The sequence below is a fragment of the Pseudomonas sp. B21-053 genome (assembly GCF_026016365.1).
Classification (GTDB): domain Bacteria; phylum Pseudomonadota; class Gammaproteobacteria; order Pseudomonadales; family Pseudomonadaceae; genus Aquipseudomonas; species Aquipseudomonas nunensis.
Genome location: NZ_CP087205.1, coordinates 2,174,886 through 2,193,718, shown reverse-complemented (window position 1 = coordinate 2,193,718; position 18,833 = coordinate 2,174,886). Strand labels below are relative to the sequence as shown.

Here is an 18,833-nt window from a genome sequence, read left to right as displayed (position 1 = left end):
CTGGTCAATAGCCTTCGCGGGCAAGCCTCGCTCCTACAGGGTTTGCGAGCAACCTCAAACCTGTAGGAGCGAGGCTTGCCCGCGAAGAGGCCATCACTGAAGGAACCATGTATCAGGATTTGAGATGGGGCAACGGCGCAAACAGCGCCTCAATATCACTCTGTTCAAGCTTCAACCCACCCGTTGTCCCGCCTTCAAGCACTGCCCCGGCCAACGCGGCCTTCTCCTGCTGCAACGCCTGGATTTTTTCTTCCACCGTGCCTCGGGCAATCAACTTGTAGACGAACACCGGTTTGTTTTGCCCAATGCGGTAGGCCCGGTCGGTCGCCTGGTTTTCCACCGCCGGGTTCCACCATGGATCGAAATGGATCACGGTGTCCGCAGCGGTCAGGTTCAGACCTGTGCCACCGGCCTTCAGGCTAATCAGAAACAGCGGGACTTTACCGCTCTGGAAATCCTTCACCGGCGCACGTCGATCCGTGGTTTCACCGGTCAGCAAGGAATAGCCAACACCACGCTGCTGCAACTCCTCTTCAATCAAGGCCAGCATCGAAGTGAACTGCGAAAACAGCAGAATCTTGCGGCCTTCACTGAGCAATTCTTCCAGCATCTCCATCAAGCTGACCAGTTTCCCGCTGCCCGAGCGCAGGGCCTTGGCCGTGAGCGTCATCTTGATCAGGCGTAGATCGCAACAGACCTGACGCAGCTTGAGCAGCGCGTCGAGGATGATGATTTGACTGCGCCCCACTCCGCTGCGAGCGATTTCGTCGCGCACCTTCTTGTCCATCGCCACGCGCACGGTTTCATAAACATCCCGCTGCCCATCGCTGAGATCAACCCAATGCACGATTTCGGTTTTCGGCGGCAATTCGGTGGCCACCTGGTCTTTCTTGCGACGTAGCAGAAACGGTTTGATCCGGGCTGTCAGATGCTGCATCCGCTCGCTGTTGCCGTGTTTCTCGATGGGTGTGCGGTAGTCGCGATTGAAGGTTTTGCTGTCGCCCAGCCAACCGGGCAGCAAAAAGTGAAACTGCGACCACAACTCGCCGAGGTGGTTTTCCAGCGGCGTGCCGGACAGACACAATCGCTGACGGGCTTGCAGATCACGGGCAGCTTGAGCGGCTTTACTGACCGGGTTCTTGATGTTCTGCGCCTCATCAAGAATCAGCACGCTCCAGACCTGCGCCTGCAAAACCTCCAAGTCCCTAGGTAACAGCGCGTAAGTGGTCAACACCAGGTCGTATTCGGCCAGGCTGGTGAAGTCTTTCTGCCGTGCCGAGCCATGCAACGCCAAGACCTTCAATTGCGGAGTAAAGCGCAGTGACTCGTCGAGCCAGTTGGGGATCAGGCTGGTGGGCATCACCGCCAGTGCCGGGCGATCAAGGCGGCCGGCCTGCTTTTCCGTCAGCAGATGTGCCAGGGTTTGCAGGGTTTTACCCAGCCCCATGTCGTCGCCGAGGATGCCGCCGACCCCCAGCTCGCGCAGGGTTTGCATCCAGTTCAGGCCTTCAAGCTGATACGGGCGCAGCGTTGCGTTCAGGCCCTCGGGCGCAGGGACATGCGCATGAGTCGACTCCCGTAGACGCTTGGCAAAACTGCGCAGGCGTTCACCGCCCTGCCAAACCAGCGGCACACCTTCCAGCGCACTCAACCGCGCGGCATCCGGGGCAGTCAAACGCAACGAGTCGCCCTCATGCGAGCCCAGGTACAACTCGCCGAGCGTGGCCATCAGCGGTTTGATGCGGCCATAGGGCAGAGCAACTTTCACATGCGCCGTGGAACCGCCAAGCTCGATCAACAGTTGTTCGTCATCGTTGCGCTTGGCCAGACTGGCAGGATCGAGCAACTGTGGCTGGCTGCGCAGCAAATGCAGCAAGATCGGCAGCAGGCTGTGACGCTCGCCGTTGACCACGATGCCCAGTTGCAGATCAAACCACTGGTGCGCCGACTCTTCCTCAACATCGGCATACCACTGCTCTACCGGCTGCACATTGAAGTGAAAGGCATGGCTGATATCGACGTGCCAATTTGCCTTACGCAGCAGCGGGATTCCTTCCTGCACAAAGGCAAGCCAGGCCGAATCATCCGGCAACGCGAACATTTCGCCCGGGCGGTCCACGCTGCTTTTAATCGTAGCCTTTTTAAAACCGTGTTTTTGCAGGGCCTGGCGCAGGGCTTTTTCGGCGGCCGGCTTGCGCTGGATACGCTGGGTTTCGGTGCCGGAAAGGATCAACACTTCGGGGTTTCGGTCCGTGGCCGGGTGCCCGTCGTAGGTGAACGCCAGCGTGGCACGGTGCTCCGCCTCATACTTCCAGTTCTTGTAGCGTTTACCGCTGTTGAGCGTCAGGTGCGCCGTGGGAAAAATGTCATCGACCACCCGTTCCGTCAGTTGGTGCGGCGGGGCCACTTGCGTCGCGGAACTCATCCGATGGCTGAACTGCATCGCCTGACGCGCCGGAATATCCGGCGCCAAGGTCAAATGACACGCCAGTTTTTCATCCTGTTCGGTGAACAAGGTTCCGACTTGCAGTCGCTCGCGGTCAAGGTAGTACAAGGGTTCAATGGCCAGTACCGTTTCCGGCTCGACTTCGTCGCTGCTCCATTGAGGCCGAAAACTGCCGTTGGCTTGTTCGGCCCAGGCAAACCGACCTGCCCTCTTCGCTCCCGAAGCCAGGGGCGGCTGCTCGAAATCGAGGAACAGCCGCGCGGTACGCAGCAACATCTCCAGGAGTTCAGCGCCACTGCTGCCTTCCAAGGGGTAGCCGCCGTAATAGGCGTGATGGGAGTGAATGGCCACCAACAGCCTGGCGATCCGAAGGTCCAGTTCCGCCAGATAGCCGGGTTGGCGCAGCAGCATTTCCGATAACGAGTACACCGGCTTGAGGTCTTGCAAGACGCCGCCCTTGAGTTGGCGGGCCTTGAAAATTTCCAGCGTCCACTTCCCTGCAGCGGGAGTGGCCTTGAGCCGGTAGACCAGGCGCGTATTCGTCCCCAGCGCTGGCTCATCGGGCGTTTTTCCCGTAGCAGGAATACCGTCGAGCCAGCGTTCCAGCTCGCGACTCAGGTGGACCTGGGCGGTGCTTTCGGAAGGTTTATCGCGTTGATCCAGCAGGTGATAAATAACTGCGGCGCAGTGTTTGCAGTTGAACATGACCGGGCAGGAACAGACACATTGCAGCCGCGCTTGCCCACGATGATCTGTGGTGAGCTCGATGACCTGCTGGTACTGCTGATTTTCGGAGCCTATGCACGCTGCAATGATCGCGAAGTCGTCGATCTGATCGATCGTTACACGATCCTCATCCGCGTACCTGCGGGCCTTTTCCAGAGCACGATGACTGAACACCTCTGCCCAGGTTGGCGCATGAAGCTGCTCAGTAATTGTCGTCATGAAATCAACGCCGTTTAAAACTCAGAAAATCGGCCAGGCACTTGCTCTGGCCGCTGAAACTCAACCCGCCAGCACCCGCGCCAACGTCGACTTCACCTTGCCCATCCCGTCATGCAACGCCTGTTCGATCTCGGCCATGGTGATCACCGCCGTGGACTTGCCCGCCGCCGGGTTCACCACCAGCGCGAGGCAGGCGTAATCCAGCTCCAGCTCACGGGCCAGTGCCGCTTCCGGCATGCCGGTCATGCCGACGATGTCGCAGCCGTCACGTTCCAGCCGCGCAATTTCAGCGACGGTTTCCAGGCGAGGCCCTTGGGTGCAGGCGTACACGCCATGACTGCTGTAGCCGACGCCTTCTGCCGCCAATGCGGCGATCAACTGCTGACGCAACGGCTCGCTGTAGGGGTAGCTGAAATCGATGTGGGTGACCTGCTCCAGGTCACCGGCAAAATAGGTGTGCTCGCGACCGCTGGTGTAGTCGATCAGTTGATGAGGTACGCAGAAATGCCCGGTGCCCATCGCGGCATGAATCCCGCCTACGGCATTGACCGCGAGAATCGCTTCGGCCCCGGCCTGCTTCAGCGCCCAGAGGTTGGCGCGGTAGTTCACCTGATGCGGTGGCAAACGGTGCGGGTGACCGTGACGCGCGAGGAACAGGACTTCCTTGCCGGCGTACACGCCGATCTGCACTTCGGCCGAAGGTGGGCCGTAAGGCGTGTCCACCGCCAGTGATTGACGAATATTCAGGCCTTCCAGTTGAGTCAGGCCGGTACCACCGATGATCGCGTAAACCGTCATAACGAAAAGTCCTTATTCAATCAGTTGAGCTTCTTTAAGCGCGCCGACAGCGGTGAGCCAGCGCGGATCCTGGCGGTACTCGGTGCCGGCGAACGACTGCCCGCGCATCCGCGCAATACGTGGCGACGGCTTGACCTTCATGCGCTGGGCGGCGCTCAGGGCCAGTTCCGCAGCGGCGCGGTCGTTGCACACCAGGCCCATGTCACAACCGGCGGTCAGCGCAGCTTCGATGCGGCTGGCAGCATCGCCGACTACATGGGCGCCGGCCATGGAAAGATCGTCACTAAAGATGACGCCATCGAACTGCAGCTCACCGCGCAGGATCTCCTGCAACCAGCGCCGGGAAAAACCGGCTGGTTGGGAATCGACCTGTGGATAAATAACGTGGGCCGGCATGACCGCGGCCAATTGCTTGCTCAATCGAGCGAACGGCACCAGGTCGTTGGCGCGGATTTCTTCGAGGCTGCGCTCGTCATTCGGGATGGCGACGTGGGAGTCTGCCTCGGCCCAACCGTGACCCGGGAAATGCTTACCAGTGGCGGCCATCCCAGCGCTGTTCATGCCGCGAATGAAGGCCCCGGCGAGCAAGGCTGCGCGCTCGGGATTGCCTTCGAACGAGCGGGTGCCGACCACGGCGCTGCGCTGGTAATCCAGGTCCAGCACCGGGGCGAAGCTCAGGTCGAGGCCGACGGCGAGGACTTCGGTGGCCATGATCCAGCCGCACTGCTCGGCCAGGTATTCGGCGTTCGGGTTGTCGGCGATGGCGCGCATGGCCGGCAGGCGCACGAAGCCCTGGCGCAGACGCTGAACCCGCCCGCCCTCTTGGTCTACCGCCAGCAGCAGATCAGGACGAATCGCGCGAATCGCGGCGCTCAGCTCACGCACCTGGCGTGGGTGCTCGATGTTGCGGGCAAAAATGATCAGGCCGCCCACTTCGGGCTGGCGCAACAATTGGCGATCTTCGGCCGTCAGCCAGGTACCGGCGACGTCCACCATCAACGAGCCTTGCAGGCCAGCAGTCATAGGGATTCCTTGAAAACAATAAACCCGGCCCGCACCTGTTCGCCGCCGTGGGCTGTGCCCGGCAGGTCGGCGTATTCAGTGGGAAACGGGTTCAGAACGAGAGTCGGCATGGGCGGCTAGCTTAGCGGATGTCAGCTGCCGCGCCCACCCGTGTGCGGTTAAACCTTGGCGGCAACCGGAGTCGATTTACTGCGCGGACGCAATTGCGCAGTGGCCATGGCGGTATCGGTGACGCCGGTTTCGGCCCGCATGCCAGCGGCCAGGAACGGCACCATCAGGCGCATCACCTGCTCGATAGAGGTGTTGACACCGAAATCGGTCTCGGCAATCGCCCGCAAGGCCTTGATCCCAGACATGCTGAACGCGGCGGCGCCGAGCATGAAGTGCACGCGCCAGAACAGTTCGATGGGTGGAATACGCGGCGCGGCTTCGTTGACCAGCATCATGTAGCGGCGGAACACCTTGCCGTACATGTCTTCCAGATAACGACGCAAGTGCCCTTGGCTCTGACTGAAAGCCAGGCCCAGCAATCGCATGAAAATAGAGAGATCGTTGCCGCTGCGTGGCTGAACCACCAGGGCTTGCTCGACGAGGATTTCCAGCAGCTCTTCAAGCGTCGGCTTGTTTTCCGGCTTGGCCTGACGCCGCTCCAGCTCTTTATCGAGGCTGATGCAGAACGGCCCGAGAAAGCGCGAGAACACCGCCTGGATCAGCGCCTTCTTGGAGCCGAAATGATAGTTCACCGCCGCCAGATTGACCCCGGCCTTGCTGGTGATCAAACGCAACGAGGTTTCGGCGAAACCTTTTTCCGCGAACAACTGCTCGGCAGCATCGAGAATGCGTTCAACGGTTTCCGACTGGGCCATGGCTACTCCGCCTGACAAACACTTGTTTGAAACATACGTTTCAGCCTGTGCAATGTCAAGCCTGCCGGTTCGTTTTGGGAATGGTCGGTCAGCTATTTAACCATACAACTCTGCGTCGTTAATCAGCGAGCTGACTGACCGTCCAGCGGCGAGCGAAAAAAGGGGCATTGCCAAGAAGCTTTCACTGTATATAATCCCAGTCACTGTATAAAAAGACAGAGCGATCAATATGCTAAAGCTGACGCCACGCCAAGCAGAGATTCTGGCCTTCATCAAACGTTGCCTCGAAGACAACGGCTACCCGCCGACCCGTGCGGAAATCGCCCAGGAACTGGGGTTCAAATCGCCGAACGCGGCGGAAGAACACCTCAAGGCGCTGGCCCGCAAGGGCGCGATCGAGATGACACCCGGTGCCTCCCGTGGCATTCGCATTCCAGGTTTCGAAGCCAAGGCCGACGAATCCACCCTGCCGATCATCGGCCGCGTGGCTGCCGGCGCGCCCATCCTGGCCCAGCAACACATCGAGGAATCCTGCAACATCAACCCGACGTTCTTCCATCCACGCGCCGACTATCTGCTGCGGGTGCATGGCATGAGCATGAAAGATGTGGGCATTTTCGACGGTGACCTGCTGGCCGTCCACACCACCCGCGAGGCCCGCAATGGTCAGATCGTGGTGGCGCGGATCGGCGATGAAGTGACCGTCAAGCGCTTCAAGCGCGATGGTAGCAAGGTCTGGCTGATTGCCGAAAACCCTGAGTTCGCCCCAATTGAAGTCAACCTGAAAGATCAGGAACTGGTGATCGAAGGCTTGAGTGTCGGCGTGATTCGCCGCTAAAGGAGGCTTTATGCAGTTCCCACATACACCACAGCAAGCCCAACTGCCGTTGTTCGAGGCGTTCATGGCGCAACCGCTGGCGCCGATCCTGAAAGACGTGGTCGAGTCGCCCTGGAGCGCAGAACCTGAGTTCTTCAGTGAGCTGTCACTGCGTGGTGCAGCAGGGAGCTGCCTGAGCCTTCTGGCGCCGATCCTGCGGGAATTGAGCCAGGACCAGGACGCGCGCTGGCTGACCCTGATCTCGCCACCTGCCAGCCTGACCCAGGCCTGGTTGCGGGACGCCGGTCTCAACCGCGAACGCATCCTGCTGCTGCAACCGCGCGGCACCCAGAGCGCTCAACAGCTGACCTGCGAAGCCTTGCGACTGGGCCGCAGTCACACAGTCGTCAGCTGGCTCAACCCGCTGAACGCTACATCGCGGCAACAACTGATCAGCGCCGCCCGCACCGGGGACGCTCAAAGCCTGAATATTCGACTGGGCTAACTGACTTTCAATGCGCGCTTCAAACAGCGCAGGGCTTCTCCAGGGATAGAGAAGCCGATCTGTAGCGGTATCAGCAGAAACCGACGGACGGGATCAATGAAGGATGCGCGGCTCTTCATCTTTATTGAATTCGCCTTCAACCATGCGCCCTGCCATCTGCACACCGACGCTCAACATCGCCTTGGCGACTTCCACGTGGTTGCCTTGCAGGAACGCTTTGGCGTCCTCGGAGAAATCCAAAGTAACCAGAGAACCCTCGTCCTCGGCTCTGCGCAGCTCGATTCGGCCGTCTGGTAACTCAACAATTTCTAGAAAGGACGTTGGCATAAAGGTCTGTTCTCCACGAAAGGCGGGGATTATATAGGCATCGGCCAGGCTTCGCTCGGGATCTTGACCAGAAGTCATTTCGAAAAAATATCTGCTGGCACTCATCTGAACGGACAACCCAACGGATCGTCCGCGACATCGGTTAATCCTTTAGCACTCGTTCAACCCTTCACGGAAGCGGATCGCCAAACCTTTAAGGTTCTGTCGCCAGCTCTCCAGCTCCTCTCGACTCAGCTCTTGAGGCGCCTCTTCTTCGTCCAGGTTAACCGCCATGATCAATGGCTGCGTCACGTCACCCTTTGGTTTGTGCGGAACCCGTGGCGGCTGAAACAGTGCGGCATGGGCCGCGAGCAGCTTGGCCAACCAGGTTTCCGAATTACCCGCCAACTCGACCATCTCGGCCATTTCAGGAATGGCGATAGCGTCCAGCACCTCACGGGTCAGCAACATCTCCGCGCGCGGCGCATTGGCCTGAGGCAAACGATAGAAGCCGGCGATTTCATGGCACAGGCCCAGCAACGCACCGTAAAGGTGAAACAGCGCCGATTCGCGCCCAGCCTGAATCAACGCCAGGGAGTTCATCGCCCGCCCCTCTTCGGCCCTGGCGAGTGCTTCGAGCGACAGGCCGGCGAAATAAATCTTCTGGTTGGTACGGGTATAGAGTTCGTGGGCCATGACGGCAGCCTCCACAGCGAAATAATTGCGTCACACAGACCCGACAGTGTCGTGGATCACCCAAGCCGACCGCAAGCCCAAAACAAAAGGCCGCATGAAAATCCGAGGATTGTCATGCGGCCTTTTATGTACGGCTGCTTTTAAGCTTTTGCGGCTGGCCGCTTGTCTTCAACCGTCCACTTACCGCCGTCGTAGTACGCCTTCCAGCCTGTCGGCTTACCGTCGACTTCAGTCTGCACGTACTGCTCTTTGGTTTTGCGACTGTAGCGGATCACGGAAGGCAGGCCATCCGGGTCCTTCTTCGGTGCTTCGCACAGGAAGTGGTACTTCGGATCGATCTCATCCTTGTGCGGCACGATCTCGATCACCAGCGGAGCACGGGTCTCGCGGTTTTTCGGGAACTGGCTCGCCGCCAGGAACAGGCCGGAAGCCCCGTCGCGCAGGATGTAGGTGTCGTTGACCTTTTCGCATTTCAGCTCAGGCATCTTCACCGGATCCATCTTCGGCGGCGCCGCGTCACCGCTTTTCAGCAGTTTGCGGGTGTTCTTGCAGGTTGCATTGGTGCAGCCGAAGAACTTGCCGAAACGGCCGGTCTTGAGTTGCATCTCGCTGCCGCACTTGTCGCATTCCAGGCTCGGACCTTCGTAGCCCTTGATGCGATAACTGCCTTCTTCGATTTCGTAGCCGTCGCAATCCGGGTTGTTACCGCAGATGTGCAGCTTGCGCTTCTCATCCAGCAGGTAAGCGTCCATCGCCGTGCTGCAGATCGGGCAGCGGTGCTTGCCGCGCAGCACAAGCGATTCCGATTCACCCTCGTCGTCCGCGGCGATTTCGTCGCCCGGCACCAGGTTAACGGTGGCCTTGCAGCGCTCTTTCGGCGGCAGGCTGTAGCCCGAGCAGCCGAGGAACACGCCAGTCGATGCGGTACGAATCTGCATCGGACGACCACACACCACGCACGGAATGTCAGTCATCACTGGCTGGTTGGCGCGCATGCCGCCTTCAGCGCTTTCGGCTACTTCGAGTTTCTTCTTGAAGTCGCCGTAGAACTCGTCGAGCACGTTTTTCCAGTCGCGTTCGCCCTGGGCCACGTCATCGAGGTTCTCTTCCATGCCGGCGGTGAAGCCGTAGTCCATGAGATTGGAGAAGCTCTCGGCCAGACGCTCAGTGACGATGTCACCCATCTTTTCCGAGTAGAAACGACGGTTGTGCAGCGCAACGTAGCCGCGGTCCTGGATGGTCGAAATGATCGCTGCGTAGGTCGAAGGACGACCGATGCCGCGTTTTTCCATTTCTTTTACCAGGCTCGCTTCCGAGTAACGGGCCGGCGGCTTGGTGAAGTGCTGGGTCGGATCAAGCTTGATCAGCTTCATCGCATCGCCCTGGGCCATGTCTGGCAGCACGTCGTCATCGCCCGGCTTGGCGATTTGCGGCATGACGCGGGTGTAACCGTCGAACTTCAGGATACGGCCCTTGGCACGCAGCTCGAAATCACCGGCACCTACGGTTACCGTGGTCGACAGGTACTGCGCTGGCAGCATTTGGCAAGCGAGGAACTGGCGCCAGATCAGCTCGTAGAGCCGCTCGGCATCACGCTCCATGCCCGACAGCTTGCTTGGCTCGGTATTGGCGTCGGAGGGACGAATCGCTTCGTGAGCCTCTTGTGCGCCTTCCTTGCTGCTGTAGACGTTCGGGTTTTCCGGCAGGTACTTCTTGCCGAACTCGCCTTCAATATAAGTACGCGCCATCGCCACCGCATCAACCGAGAGGTTGGTGGAGTCGGTACGCATATACGTGATGTAGCCCGCTTCGTACAAACGCTGGGCCATCATCATGGTTTTCTTCACCCCGAAGCCCAGGCGGTTGCTCGCGGCCTGCTGCAGGGTGGAAGTGATGAACGGTGCCGACGGCTTGCTGCTGGTCGGCTTGTCTTCGCGCTTGGCGATGCTGTAGCTGGAAGCCTTGAGCTTCTCCAGCGCGGCCATGGCCTGGGCTTCGTTGAGCGGTTTGAAGGCTTCGCCTTTCTCGCGGGCCACGTCGAAGCGCACAGTAGCGCCTTTGGCGGTGCCGAGATCCGCGTGAACTTCCCAGTACTCTTCCGGGTTGAACGCGCGGATTTCACGCTCACGCTCAACAACCAGTTTGACCGCAACCGACTGCACGCGACCGGCGGACAGGCCGCGAGCGACCTTGGCCCACAGCAGCGGCGAAACCATGTAACCCACCACGCGGTCGAGGAAACGACGCGCCTGCTGGGCGTTTACACGGTCGATGTCGAGCTCGCCCGGCTTGGAGAAGGCTTCCTGAATCGCCTTCTTGGTGATTTCGTTGAACACCACGCGCTTGTAGCGGCTGTCGTCACCACCGATGGCTTCGCGCAGGTGCCAGGCAATGGCTTCCCCCTCGCGATCCAAGTCGGTTGCGAGATAGATGGTGTCAGCATCTTTGGCGAGCCGGCGCAGCTCTTCGATGACCTTTTCCTTGCCCGGGAGGATCTCGTACTTGGCTTTCCAGCCATGATCGGGATCGACACCCATACGCGAGACAAGCTGCTTGCGCGCTTTCTCTTTCGGCGTGAGCACCGGACCTTCACCCGCGGCGGCCTTGCCGCGCTTGGCGGCTGGCTCTTTGCTGGCGCTAGCCGAACCGCTGGTGGGCAGGTCTCGGATATGGCCGATACTCGACTTCACCACGTATTGGTTACCCAGATACTTGTTGATGGTCTTGGCCTTAGCCGGGGATTCCACAATGACCAGCGATTTGCCCATGGATCAGAAAATTCCTGAATTCTAGAAGTGAAAGGCGGTTGGCGCCTGACGCGGCACCGCTATATATAGTGGCTACAAGGTGAGGTCAAGCGCAGGGTCTTGCGCGAACTCAGCTTATGGCTTCGAAAAAAGGCTCGGTTCGGCTTGCACCAAAGCAAAGCGTGGGACCTGTTCGCCGTCAACCTCGACCGACTCCAGGAACATGTTCAAGGGACGTACCCAAAAGCCGTAATCGCCATACAGGGCTTGGTAGAAGACCACTTCTTCTTCGGTCTCGGAATGCCGCGCAATACTGAATACACGGTACTGCGGACCTTTGTAATGTTGGTAGAGCCCAGGTTGTATCGGCATGGTTTGGCCCTCACTCAAATCTTTTCAAAATAAAAACAAAAATAAATTCAGAAAAACAAAAACCGGGGCACTTGGCCCCGGCTTCCATCAACGAGACGCTTAAACGCGTTCGAAGACGGTGGAGATGCCTTGGCCGAGACCAATGCACATGGTGGCTACCCCGAAGGTGCCGCCATTTTGCTTCATCACGTTCAGCAAAGTGCCGGAGATACGCGCACCGGAGCAACCGAACGGGTGACCCAAGGCGATCGCGCCGCCGTGCAGGTTAACCTTCTCGTTCATCTTGTCGAGCACTTTCAAATCTTTCAGCACTGGCAGGGCCTGTGCGGCGAAAGCTTCGTTGAGCTCGAAGAAGTCGATATCGTTGATCCCAAGGCCCGCACGTTTCAGTGCTTTCTGTGTAGCCGGTACTGGACCATAGCCCATGATTGCCGGGTCCACACCTGCCACTGCCATCGAACGAATCACCGCCAGAGGCTGGATGCCCAGGTCCTGGGCACGCTGCGCCGACATCACGATCATGCACGAAGCACCATCAGTGATTTGCGACGAAGTACCGGCTGTCACGGTGCCGCCCTTTGGATTGAAAGCAGGCTTCAGAGCCGCCAGGCTTTCCAGGGTGGTTTCCGGACGAATGGTTTCGTCGTAGTCGAACAGTTTCAGGAAACCGTTCTCGTCGTAGCCCTGCATCGGGATGATTTCGTCTTTGAACTTGCCTTCCACAGTCGCCTTGTGAGCGAGCTGGTGGGAGCGCACGCCGAAAGCGTCCTGTTGTTCGCGAGTGATGCCGTGCATTTTGCCCAGCATTTCAGCGGTCAGGCCCATCATGCCCGAGGCTTTCGCCGCGTACAGGGACATGTGCGGGTTCGGATCGACACCGTGCATCATGCTCACGTGGCCCATATGCTCGACGCCGCCAACCACGAACACGTCACCGTTGCCGGTCATGATCGCTTGTGCCGCGGTGTGCAAAGCGCTCATCGACGAACCACACAGACGGCTGACGGTCTGGCCGGCAGCAGTGTGCGGGATCTGAGTCATCAACGATGCCATGCGAGCGATGTTCCAGCCCTGTTCCAGGGTCTGGTTAACGCAGCCCCAGATCACGTCTTCGACTTCGTTCGGATCAACCTTGACGTTGCGTTCCAGCAGTTTGCTGATCAGGTGCGCCGACATATCTTCGGCGCGGGTGTTGCGGTGCATGCCGCCCTTGGAGCGGCCCATCGGAGTACGACCGAAGTCGACAATCACGACGTCTCTTGGATTCAAGCTCATAAAATTTCACTCTCGCTCAAGTGTTGGGACGCTTAACCGAAGAACCGTTGGCCAGTCTTGGCCATTTCACGCAGCTTCGCGGTCGGGTGGTACAGCGCGCCCAAATCAGCGTACTGGTCAGCCAGGGCAACGAACTCGGCAACACCGATCGAATCGATGTAGCGCAGCGCACCGCCACGGAATGGAGGGAAACCAATACCGTAGACCAGACCCATGTCGGCTTCGGCGGCGGTTTCGACAATGCCGTCTTCCAGGCAACGCACGGTTTCCAGGCACAGCGGGATCATCATCCAGTTGATGATGTCTTCGTCAGTGACTTCGCGCTGCTCGTAAACGATCGGCTTGAGCACTTCCAGCACCGACGGGTCGGCGACCTTCTTCTGCTTGCCCTTCTTGTCGGTCTCGTAAGCGTAGAAACCCTTGCCGTTCTTCTGGCCCAGGCGCTTGGCTTCGTAGAGCACGTCGATAGCCGAACGGCGATCGTCTTTCATGCGGTCCGGGAAGCCTTCAGCCATCACGTCACGACCGTGGTGACCGGTGTCGATGCCGACCACGTCCATCAGGTATGCCGGGCCCATTGGCCAGCCGAATTTTTCCATGATCTTGTCGATACGGACGAAGTCCACACCAGCGCTGACCAGTTTGGCGAAACCGCCGAAGTACGGGAACAGCACGCGGTTGACCAGGAAGCCCGGGCAGTCGTTGACGACGATCGGGTTCTTGCCCATTTTCTTGGCGTAGGCAACGGTGGTGGCAACGGCCAACTCGCTGGACTTCTCGCCACGGATCACTTCAACCAGCGGCATCATGTGCACCGGGTTGAAGAAGTGCATGCCGACGAAGTTTTCCGGACGCTTGAGGGCTTTGGCCAGCAAGGTGATGGAAATGGTCGAGGTGTTGGACGCGAGGATGGTGTCCTCTTTGACGTGACCTTCGACTTCGGCCAGTACGGCTTGCTTGACCTTAGGGTTCTCGACGACCGCTTCGACCACCAGATCCACGTGACCGAAATCACCGTAGGACAGGGTTGGACGAATGCCGTTGAGCACTTCAGCCATTTTCGCCGGGGTCATGCGACCTTTATCAACGCGACCGACCAGCAGCTTGGCGGCTTCAGCCAGGCCTTGCTCGATGCCGTGCTCGTTGATGTCCTTCATCAGGATCGGCGTACCTTTGGAGGCCGACTGATAAGCGATACCGCCACCCATGATGCCAGCGCCCAATACGGCAGCCTGCTTCACGTCGCGAGCGATTTCGTCGTAGGCCTTGGCCTTTTTCTTCAGTTCCTGATCGTTCAGGAACAGACCGATCAAGCTCTGCGCGGCAGAGGTCTTGGCCAGTTTGACGAAACCGGCAGCTTCGACTTCCAGCGCCTTGTCACGACCGAAGTTCGCGGCTTTCTGGATGGTCTTGATCGCTTCAACCGGCGCCGGGTAGTTCGGGCCAGCCTGACCGGCCACGAAACCTTTGGCGGTTTCGAAAGCCATCATTTGTTCGATGGCGTTCAGTTTCAGCTTTTCCAGCTTCGGCTGACGCTTGGCCTTGTAGTCAAACTCGCCGGAAATGGCGCGCTTGATCAGTTCCAGGGCGGCTTCCTGCAGTTTCTCAGGTGCAACCACTGCATCGACTGCGCCAACTTTCAGCGCGTCTTCAGGACGGTTTTCCTTACCAGCGGCAATCCACTCGATGGCGTTGTCGGCACCGATGATGCGCGGCAGGCGCACGGTGCCGCCGAAGCCCGGGTAGATGCCCAGCTTGACTTCCGGCAGACCGATCTTGGCCTTGGTGGACATGACGCGGTAGTCCGCCGCCAGGCACATTTCCAGACCGCCACCCAGGGCGATACCGTTGATCGCGGCGACCGTCGGGACATTGAGGTCTTCGAAATCGCTGAAAATCTTGTTGGCTTCGAGGTTGCCAGCGACAAGCTCTGCATCAGGCAGCTTGAAGTTCTCGACAAATTCGGTGATGTCGGCGCCGACGATGAACACGTCCTTGCCACTGCTGACGATCACACCCTTGATCGAAGCATCTGCCTTGATGGTGTCTACGGCCTGACGCAATTCGTTCAGGGTTAGACGGTTGAACTTGTTGACGGACTCACCCTTGAGATCGAACTTCAGTTCGACGATGCCACTTTCAAGAGCCTTAACCGTGATGGCTTTACCTTCGTAAATCATCAACTGATCTCCACGATATGGAAGCTGAACAGTACACGTCGGACGCAGGCGAATGGCTCGGCAGGACGCTTTTCGTCGATGCTAACGCCAATCCACCCGGCACACCCGCCAACGCGATAGTCGGGATTCTGTAGGAGCGTTCTGGAATACAAACGCTCAATTCATACGCCCGTTTGATTTGGGTACGCCACCTTCACGGAATTTCCGGCAATTGTCAATCGCCCAAAATGCTGGTTGAAACGCGACTTTGCAGTCATTTCCGTAAGACGAAGGTTCACAACACGCAGGTGCATGTGAGGCCATTCATAGAATCAATAGTTAGAAAAGTCGCCCTAATTCACGGCAGCCTGCGTTTAAGCAGCTACGCTGGCGGGACATTGAGGAAAAAATTTGAACACTTTTGGCGAATACCCGGCGTAAGATCAGCGCCACAAAGATTTCCGGCCTGCCTGGCCAATCCCAGCCCGATGATGATGTCGGGCTTTTTATTGCCTGTCTGTCAGGCGCGGGCGCTGGTTCTTGTAGGAGCTGACGCAGGCTGCGATCTTTTGACCTGGCATTGAAAGACCAGATCAAAAGATCGCAGCCTTCGGCAGCTCCTACGGAGATCCGGGGTCAGGCGAGAGCTTTCAGTGTGGCGTCGATTTGTTGCAAAACCTCGACTTCGCCCTTCTCGCCCCAATACAAAAAGATCATCTGCTTGTCCGCTTCGATCTTGTAGACGTTGGCTGGCAATTTTTCGAAATGATTGAGCAGCGTCCGATCCTCACAGACCTCCTGCCACTGATTGACCCACACACCCGGCGCTTTTTGCCAGTAACTCCAGCACTTCGGCTGATTGCCTCGACGTGGCCGATGGTACTGCGCACACGGGCTCGGCGGCTCCTGGCTCAGCCAGTGCGGCCACTCCTGCGGCGCCAGTTGCATGGCCAGGCCGATGCGTCGTGCTTCCATTCGCAAGGCCATGCGGCCGCTCTGGTGGCGCGACGGCCGCAACCATGCCAATGGACTCAGTACCACCAGCAGGATTGACACCACTATCCAGACCGTCATATCTGTACTCCCGATTCTTGATGAGCGCTTTGAGTCACTTTGGAACCATCGCGCTTGAAACCAGCCATACTTACCAATATCGCAATCCTCAGGAGGAGCACCTCATGCCCTACCACCATATTCTGGTCGCTGTAGATCTAACCGAAGAGTGCGATCCTGTTATCCACCGCGCTCGCGAACTGTCGGTGAGCAACGGTGCGAAGCTGTCCCTGGTGCACATTGTCGAGCCGATGGCCATGGCCTTTGGCGGCGACGTGCCGATGGACCTGTCCCAGTTGCAGCAGCAACAGTTCGATCAAGCCAAGGAGCGCCTGGACCGACTGATCCTGAAGTACCCGGAGCTCACCAAGGAATACAGCCACCTGACTTACGGCCAGCCGCGTCAGGAAATCCATCACCTGGCCAAGGAACAGACCTGCGACCTGATTGTGGTCGGCAGTCATGGCCGGCACGGTCTGGCGCTGCTGCTCGGCTCCACCGCCAACGACGTGCTGCACGGTGCGCCTTGTGATGTGCTTGCGGTGCGCCTGGTCAAAAGCTGACAACCGACTTCCCTTGTGGGAGCGAGCCTGCTCGCGAAGGCGGCCTTACAGTCAACATTGATATCGACTGACAGGCCCTCTTCGCGAGCAGGCTCGCTCCCACAATGAATCGGTGTCGCCCAGTAGATCGCATTCCATACGAAAAGCCCGGCGTTCATCTCTGAACGCCGGGCTTTTTTATTGCAGGATCATTCAGGCATCCAGCTCGGCCCAACGCTCGACCATCACGTCGAGTTCAGCCTGCAATTGCTCAAGTTGAGCAATCACCGCGGCCGTTTCGGTAGCCGGACGCTGATAGAACGCAGGGTCCGCCATTTGCGCTTCAACTGCCGCAATCTGCGTTTCCATGGCTTCGATCTGGCCCGGCAGCATTTCCAGCTCACGCTGGTGCTTGTAGCTGAGCTTCTTCTTCGCCACTGGTGCTTCGACTACAGCAGCGACTGGCGCCGCTTCGGCCGTCACTACAGCGGAGGTCAGGTCGGCTTTGCCAGACTTGCTCTCGGTCACGCCCAGCAGGCGCGGCGAACCGCCCTGACGCAGCCAGTCCTGATAACCACCGACGTATTCACGAACCTTGCCTTCACCTTCGAAGACCAGGGTGCTGGTGACCACGTTGTCGAGGAATGCCCGGTCGTGACTGACCATCAGCACGGTGCCGTTGAAGGTCAGCAAGACCTCTTCCAGCAACTCGAGGGTTTCGACGTCGAGGTCGTTGGTTGGCTCATCGAGCACCAGCAGGTTTGCCGGTTTGCTGAACAGCTTGGCCAGCAACAGACGGGCACGCTCACCACCGGACAGCGCCTTGACCGGCGTGCGGGCACGCTGCGGGCTGAACAGGAAGTCGCCGAGGTAGCTCAGCACGTGACGGCTCTGACCATCGATGTCGATGAAGTCGCGACCTTCGGCCACGTTGTCGATCACGGTCTTTTCCAGGTCCAACTGATGGCGCAATTGGTCGAAGTACGCCACGTCGATGCGCGTCCCCTCTTCCACGGTGCCGCTGGTTGGCTGCAAGCCGTTGAGCATCAGTTTCAGCAAGGTGGTCTTGCCGGTACCGTTGGCGCCGAGCAGACCGATACGGTCGCCGCGCTGCAGGACCATCGAGAAGTCCTTGATCAGGAACGGGCCGCCCGGGTGAGCAAAACTCACGTTCTCGAGGACCATTACCTGCTTGCCGGACTTGTCAGCGGTGTCCAGCTGAATGTTGGCCTTGCCGGTGCGCTCACGACGCTCGCTGCGCTCGTTGCGCAAAGCTTTGAGGGCACGCACGCGGCCTTCGTTACGGGTGCGGCGCGCCTTGATGCCCTGGCGGATCCAGACTTCTTCCTGGGCCAGTTTTTTGTCGAACAACGCGTTGGCCGTGTCTTCAGCCGCCAGCGAGGCTTCTTTGTGCACGAGGAAACTGGCGTAGTCGCCGTTCCAGTCGATCAGGCCACCGCGATCCAGTTCGAGGATGCGGGTCGCAAGGTTCTGCAGGAATGAACGGTCGTGCGTGATGAACAGCACGGCGCCCTGGAAATCCTTCAGCGCTTCTTCAAGCCAGGCAATCGCACCGATGTCCAGGTGGTTGGTTGGTTCGTCGAGCAGCAGCAGGTCCGGTTCGGAAACCAGGGCCTGAGCCAGCAGGACGCGGCGACGCCAGCCGCCGGACAATTCGGCGAGGGTCTTGTCGGCAGGCAATTGCAGACGGCTCAACGTGCTGTCTACCAATTGCTGCAAACGCCAGCCGTCGCGGGCTTCGAGGTCGTGCTGGACGTGCATCAGCTTGTCCAGATCGGCGTCGGTGACGATGTTCTGGCTCAGGTGGTGATACTGCGCAAGCAGCTCGCCCACACCGTCCAGCCCCTCAGCCACAACGTCGAACACGGTCCGCTCGTCGGCTACCGGCAATTCTTGCGGCAATTCGCCAATCTTGAGGCCGGGTGCGCGCCAAACGGAGCCGTCATCGGGCTTCTGGTCGCCCTTGACGAGCTTCATCATGCTGGACTTGCCAGTGCCATTGCGGCCGATGATGCACACCCGCTCACCACGGGCGATCTGCCAGGACACCTTGTCCAACAACGGCGTAGAGCCGAAAGCAAGGGACACATCGCTGAATTTGAGCAGGGTCATGAGCTTCTCCAAAAACCGGGCGCGCATTCTACCTGACTTGAGGCTTCAGAAGGCCGGCAATTTCACCTCTGTAGCACTCTGCATGACAATTGTTGCGATCTTGCACCGGAAGGCCGGCAAAGCTTTCGCCGGTTGCTGGCAAAAGGCTAA

At 59.0% G+C, this 18,833-nt stretch carries 16 protein-coding genes; 4 read left to right on the top strand and 12 right to left on the bottom strand.

Annotated elements, in window-relative coordinates; translation table 11 throughout:
- Positions 1 to 112: 112 nt before the first annotated feature.
- Entirely contained in the window at positions 113 to 3,151 is a 3,039-nt protein-coding gene (locus tag LOY68_RS10035) for a DEAD/DEAH box helicase (RefSeq protein WP_265044306.1), read from the bottom strand.
- Positions 3,152 to 3,172: 21 nt separating this feature from the next.
- Between LOY68_RS10035 and LOY68_RS10030 the strand changes: the two genes are divergently transcribed.
- A complete protein-coding gene (locus LOY68_RS10030; RefSeq protein WP_265044305.1) occupies positions 3,173 to 3,409 on the top strand; it encodes a hypothetical protein in 237 nt (78 codons plus the stop codon).
- A gap of 42 nt (positions 3,410 to 3,451) precedes the next feature.
- On the opposite strand, the gene LOY68_RS10025 is transcribed toward LOY68_RS10030, so the two are convergent.
- The 3 genes from LOY68_RS10025 to LOY68_RS10015 all read right to left on the bottom strand — a co-directional run bounded on the left by LOY68_RS10025 (position 3,452) and on the right by LOY68_RS10015 (position 6,078).
- Entirely contained in the window at positions 3,452 to 4,189 is a 738-nt protein-coding gene (locus LOY68_RS10025; protein WP_163909241.1) for an S-methyl-5'-thioinosine phosphorylase, read from the bottom strand.
- Between the two features lie 12 nt (positions 4,190 to 4,201).
- Complete coding sequence (gene nagZ / locus LOY68_RS10020; RefSeq protein WP_265045758.1) at positions 4,202 to 5,200, bottom strand: beta-N-acetylhexosaminidase; 999 nt, start codon at positions 5,198 to 5,200, stop codon at positions 4,202 to 4,204.
- Positions 5,201 to 5,370: 170 nt separating this feature from the next.
- Positions 5,371 to 6,078 (bottom strand): TetR/AcrR family transcriptional regulator, encoded by a 708-nt coding sequence (locus tag LOY68_RS10015; RefSeq protein ID WP_105339557.1) that lies wholly within the window; start codon positions 6,076 to 6,078, stop codon positions 5,371 to 5,373.
- 229 nt (positions 6,079 to 6,307) lie between these two features.
- Between LOY68_RS10015 and lexA the strand changes: the two genes are divergently transcribed.
- Positions 6,308 to 6,916 (top strand): transcriptional repressor LexA, encoded by a 609-nt coding sequence (gene lexA / locus LOY68_RS10010; RefSeq protein WP_054054288.1) that lies wholly within the window; start codon positions 6,308 to 6,310, stop codon positions 6,914 to 6,916.
- Positions 6,917 to 6,926: 10 nt separating this feature from the next.
- Complete coding sequence (gene sulA, locus LOY68_RS10005; protein WP_265044304.1) at positions 6,927 to 7,400, top strand: SOS-induced cell division inhibitor SulA; 474 nt, start codon at positions 6,927 to 6,929, stop codon at positions 7,398 to 7,400.
- A gap of 93 nt (positions 7,401 to 7,493) precedes the next feature.
- On the opposite strand, the gene LOY68_RS10000 is transcribed toward sulA, so the two are convergent.
- The 7 genes from LOY68_RS10000 to LOY68_RS09970 all read right to left on the bottom strand — a co-directional run bounded on the left by LOY68_RS10000 (position 7,494) and on the right by LOY68_RS09970 (position 16,029).
- A complete protein-coding gene (locus LOY68_RS10000; protein ID WP_054054325.1) occupies positions 7,494 to 7,727 on the bottom strand; it encodes a hypothetical protein in 234 nt (77 codons plus the stop codon).
- A 150-nt stretch (positions 7,728 to 7,877) separates the two neighbouring features.
- Complete coding sequence (locus LOY68_RS09995; protein WP_054054292.1) at positions 7,878 to 8,402, bottom strand: DUF6586 family protein; 525 nt, start codon at positions 8,400 to 8,402, stop codon at positions 7,878 to 7,880.
- Positions 8,403 to 8,542: 140 nt separating this feature from the next.
- Entirely contained in the window at positions 8,543 to 11,170 is a 2,628-nt protein-coding gene (gene topA / locus LOY68_RS09990) for a type I DNA topoisomerase (protein ID WP_163909238.1), read from the bottom strand.
- Between the two features lie 114 nt (positions 11,171 to 11,284).
- On the bottom strand, positions 11,285 to 11,521 hold the full coding sequence (locus tag LOY68_RS09985; RefSeq protein WP_090182094.1) for a DUF1653 domain-containing protein: 237 nt from the start codon (positions 11,519 to 11,521) through the stop codon (positions 11,285 to 11,287).
- A 99-nt stretch (positions 11,522 to 11,620) separates the two neighbouring features.
- Positions 11,621 to 12,796, bottom strand: a complete 1,176-nt coding sequence (gene fadA / locus LOY68_RS09980; RefSeq protein ID WP_008028488.1) for an acetyl-CoA C-acyltransferase FadA — start codon at positions 12,794 to 12,796, stop codon at positions 11,621 to 11,623.
- A 32-nt stretch (positions 12,797 to 12,828) separates the two neighbouring features.
- Complete coding sequence (gene fadB / locus LOY68_RS09975) at positions 12,829 to 14,976, bottom strand: fatty acid oxidation complex subunit alpha FadB (protein ID WP_054054295.1); 2,148 nt, start codon at positions 14,974 to 14,976, stop codon at positions 12,829 to 12,831.
- Between the two features lie 615 nt (positions 14,977 to 15,591).
- On the bottom strand, positions 15,592 to 16,029 hold the full coding sequence (locus tag LOY68_RS09970) for a hypothetical protein (RefSeq protein ID WP_265044303.1): 438 nt from the start codon (positions 16,027 to 16,029) through the stop codon (positions 15,592 to 15,594).
- A 104-nt stretch (positions 16,030 to 16,133) separates the two neighbouring features.
- On the opposite strand from LOY68_RS09970, the gene LOY68_RS09965 reads away from it, so the two are divergent.
- Complete coding sequence (locus tag LOY68_RS09965; RefSeq protein ID WP_054054300.1) at positions 16,134 to 16,571, top strand: universal stress protein; 438 nt, start codon at positions 16,134 to 16,136, stop codon at positions 16,569 to 16,571.
- Between the two features lie 192 nt (positions 16,572 to 16,763).
- Here LOY68_RS09965 and LOY68_RS09960 read toward each other — a convergent pair whose 3' ends face one another.
- Positions 16,764 to 18,683, bottom strand: a complete 1,920-nt coding sequence (locus tag LOY68_RS09960; protein ID WP_265044302.1) for an ATP-binding cassette domain-containing protein — start codon at positions 18,681 to 18,683, stop codon at positions 16,764 to 16,766.
- Positions 18,684 to 18,833: the final 150 nt, after the last annotated feature.

Excerpts from the sequence above, each read along its gene's own strand:
- LOY68_RS10000 (WP_054054325.1), bottom strand. The coding sequence starts at position 7,727 with ATGCCAACGTCCTTTCTAGAAATTGTTGAGTTACCAGACGGCCGAATC.
- LOY68_RS10025 (WP_163909241.1), bottom strand. The coding sequence starts at position 4,189 with ATGACGGTTTACGCGATCATCGGTGGTACCGGCCTGACTCAACTGGAA.
- LOY68_RS09965 (WP_054054300.1), top strand. The coding sequence starts at position 16,134 with ATGCCCTACCACCATATTCTGGTCGCTGTAGATCTAACCGAAGAGTGC.
- sulA (WP_265044304.1), top strand. The coding sequence starts at position 6,927 with ATGCAGTTCCCACATACACCACAGCAAGCCCAACTGCCGTTGTTCGAG.
- fadA (WP_008028488.1), bottom strand. The coding sequence starts at position 12,796 with ATGAGCTTGAATCCAAGAGACGTCGTGATTGTCGACTTCGGTCGTACT.
- lexA (WP_054054288.1), top strand. The coding sequence starts at position 6,308 with ATGCTAAAGCTGACGCCACGCCAAGCAGAGATTCTGGCCTTCATCAAA.
- LOY68_RS10035 (WP_265044306.1), bottom strand. The coding sequence starts at position 3,151 with ATGTTCAACTGCAAACACTGCGCCGCAGTTATTTATCACCTGCTGGAT.
- LOY68_RS09960 (WP_265044302.1), bottom strand. The coding sequence starts at position 18,683 with ATGACCCTGCTCAAATTCAGCGATGTGTCCCTTGCTTTCGGCTCTACG.
- LOY68_RS09995 (WP_054054292.1), bottom strand. The coding sequence starts at position 8,402 with ATGGCCCACGAACTCTATACCCGTACCAACCAGAAGATTTATTTCGCC.
- LOY68_RS09970 (WP_265044303.1), bottom strand. The coding sequence starts at position 16,029 with ATGACGGTCTGGATAGTGGTGTCAATCCTGCTGGTGGTACTGAGTCCA.
- LOY68_RS09985 (WP_090182094.1), bottom strand. The coding sequence starts at position 11,521 with ATGCCGATACAACCTGGGCTCTACCAACATTACAAAGGTCCGCAGTAC.
- LOY68_RS10015 (WP_105339557.1), bottom strand. The coding sequence starts at position 6,078 with ATGGCCCAGTCGGAAACCGTTGAACGCATTCTCGATGCTGCCGAGCAG.
- topA (WP_163909238.1), bottom strand. The coding sequence starts at position 11,170 with ATGGGCAAATCGCTGGTCATTGTGGAATCCCCGGCTAAGGCCAAGACC.
- fadB (WP_054054295.1), bottom strand. The coding sequence starts at position 14,976 with ATGATTTACGAAGGTAAAGCCATCACGGTTAAGGCTCTTGAAAGTGGC.